The organism is Geitlerinema sp. CS-897 (genome assembly GCF_028368005.1).
In the GTDB taxonomy this organism is placed as follows: domain Bacteria; phylum Cyanobacteriota; class Cyanobacteriia; order Cyanobacteriales; family Geitlerinemataceae; genus Baaleninema; species Baaleninema simplex.
Map to the genome: position 1 here is coordinate 1 of NZ_JAQNCQ010000270.1, position 2,658 is coordinate 2,658.

Genomic DNA, 2,658 nt, shown 5'->3' on the forward strand with positions numbered 1-2,658 from the left:
GAGACTGAACGGTCAGAGGAGACGGTCGGCGGACCGATCGTGCCGCCGCCACCGTCGGAGCTCGATCGGCTCTACAAACTGGCGAGGATGGGCAATATGAAGCGAATTCGCGATCGCGCCGCCGATCTCGAGGGACTCGGCCCTCAATACGTTCCGTTTGCCCGAAAACTGCAAGCGTTAGCTCGCGGTTTTAAAGATCGAGCGATTTTAGCCTTCATCCAGCAATATCTGTCTTAAAACAAAACTTGTTTTACAACAGATCTTGCAATTGACCCAGAAAACGAACGATGACTGAAAACACGACCCTTTTACCTGGCTACGATAATTTAGAACTGTTGCACTCTAGCTCTCGAACCTTGGTTTATCGGGGGCGACGAACGGCCGACGATCGCACGGTGATTCTCAAACTGCTCGACAGCGAGTATCCCGGCTTTCACGAACTGGTCAATTTCCGCAACCAGTACACCATTGCCAAAAACCTCGATTGTCCCGGTGTGGTCGAGCCTCTGGCGTTGGAAAATTACCGCAACAGTTGCATTTTGGTGATGCCCGACGAAGGGGCGATTTCCTTGTCGGACTATACAGCCCAGCAACCTTTGAGTCTGGGGGAATTTTTGCCCGTTGCCATAGCTTTGGCACAGATTCTCGAGGGACTGTATCGAAATCGGGTGATTCATAAAGACATCAAACCGGCCAACATCCTCGTTTGCCCCAACACCAAGCAAGTGAAACTGATCGATTTTTCGATCGCGTCTTTGTTACCCAAAGAAAGCCAAGTTTTAAAGAATCCCAACGTTCTCGAAGGCACCCTCGCTTACATTTCTCCAGAGCAAACCGGACGCATGAACCGGAGTCTGGACTACCGCAGCGACTTCTATTCCCTCGGCATTACCTTTTACGAACTGCTGACGGGACAGCTGCCCTTTCTTGCCAACGATCCGATGGAGTTAGTGCATTGTCACATCGCTCGCGAAGCTAAGTTTCCTGACGGGAGTTCGGTTCCCGAGGCGGTGCGGGCGATCGTTCTCAAGTTGATGGCCAAGAACGCTGAAGACCGCTATCAGAGTGCGTTGGGGTTGAAATACGACCTCGAACGATGTTGGCAACAGTGGCAGGAAACCGGGGAGATCGAACCCTTTGAGTTGGGAGAGCGGGATCTCTGCGATCGCTTTGCCGTCCCCGAAAAGCTCTACGGACGAGAAGCCGAAGTGCGAACCCTCCTCAATGTATTCGAGCAAGTCGCACGAGGTCAAACTGAGCTAATGTTGGTGTCGGGTTTCTCGGGTATCGGTAAAACCGCCGTCATCAACGAAGTTCACAAACCCATCGTCGCCCGACGGGGATGTTTTATTAAAGGAAAATTCGACCAGTTTAACCGGAACGTTCCGTTTTCTGCGTTCGTCCAAGCGTTCCGAAATTTAATGGAACAGTTGTTAAGCGAAAGCGACGAGCAACTGAAGGCTTGGAAGGCTGAAATTCTCAAGGCTTTGGGAGACAACGCGCAGATCGTCATCGATGTGATTCCCGAGTTGGAAATCCTCATTGGCAAACAGCCTAGCGTACCGGCACTGTCGGGAAGTGCCGCCCAAAATCGCTTTAATCTTTTGTTTCAAAAATTCATTCGGGTTTTTAGTACAAAAGACCACCCCTTAGTCATCTTTTTGGACGACCTTCAATGGGCAGATTCAGCTTCGCTGAAGTTGATGCAAGTGCTGATGGACGACCGAGATCGGGGCTATCTGTTGTTGTTGGGGGCGTATCGAGATAACGAAGTGTTTGCGACTCATCCCTTACAATTGACGTTAGATCGTATTGCTGAATCCGGCGTCAACATTGAAACGATCGCTCTCGACCCTTTAAGTCAAATCGATCTCAATTATTTAGTGGCGGAAACGCTGAGCTGCAAGTTAGAACTTGCGTTGCCTTTAACCGAATTGGTGTACGAGAAGAATCAGGGAAATCCATTTTTTGCAGTTCAGTTTCTCAAGGGACTACATGAAGATGGATGGATTACCTTCGATCGCGATTTGGGTTACTGGCAGTGCGATCTGGCACAAGTTCGGGAGTTGGCGTTAACCAACAACGTCGTGGAGTTTATGGCGAAGCGGTTACAGAAGCTACCTGCCAAAACTCAACAGATCTTGAAGCTGGCGGCCTGTATCGGCAACCAGTTCGATTTGGGAACGTTAGCCATTGCTAGCGCACAGTCTCAGGCTGAAGTGGCAAATTGTTTGTGGGAGGCATTGCAAGAAGAGTTGATTTTGCCTCAAAGCGAAACCTATAAGTTTTTTCAAAGCACCGATCGCGAAGACAAAATGTTGACTGAGAACATATCAGTGGGCTATAAGTTTTTGCACGATCGCGTTCAACAAGCCGCTTATGCTTCGATCGACGATACGAAGAAACCCGCTACTCACTATGCGATCGGTCGTAAACTTCTATCAAATTTATCGTCTCAAGAGCAAAGCGATCGCCTTTTCGATATTGTCAATCAACTCAATATCGGGCGCACGGCAATTGAAGAAGAAGCCGAGATCGAACAGCTCGTTGACCTGAATTTAAATGCCGGACAGAAAGCCAAGCTGGCGACTGCTTGTGACGCTGCAAAAAGCTATTTTCAGATCGGCATTGATTTGCTCGGTAAAAACTGTTGGACGA

At 49.3% G+C, this 2,658-nt stretch carries 1 protein-coding gene and 1 pseudogene; both read left to right on the top strand.

Annotation, left to right across the window (positions count from 1 at the left end; all coding sequences use genetic code 11):
- Window positions 1–237 (top strand): annotated as a pseudogene (locus tag POG22_RS17050) (hybrid sensor histidine kinase/response regulator); the annotation flags it as partial.
- A 50-nt stretch (window positions 238–287) separates the two neighbouring features.
- Window positions 288–2,658, top strand: a 2,371-nt coding sequence (locus tag POG22_RS17055; protein WP_498906577.1) for an ATP-binding protein, incomplete at its 3' end; no start/stop codon positions are given.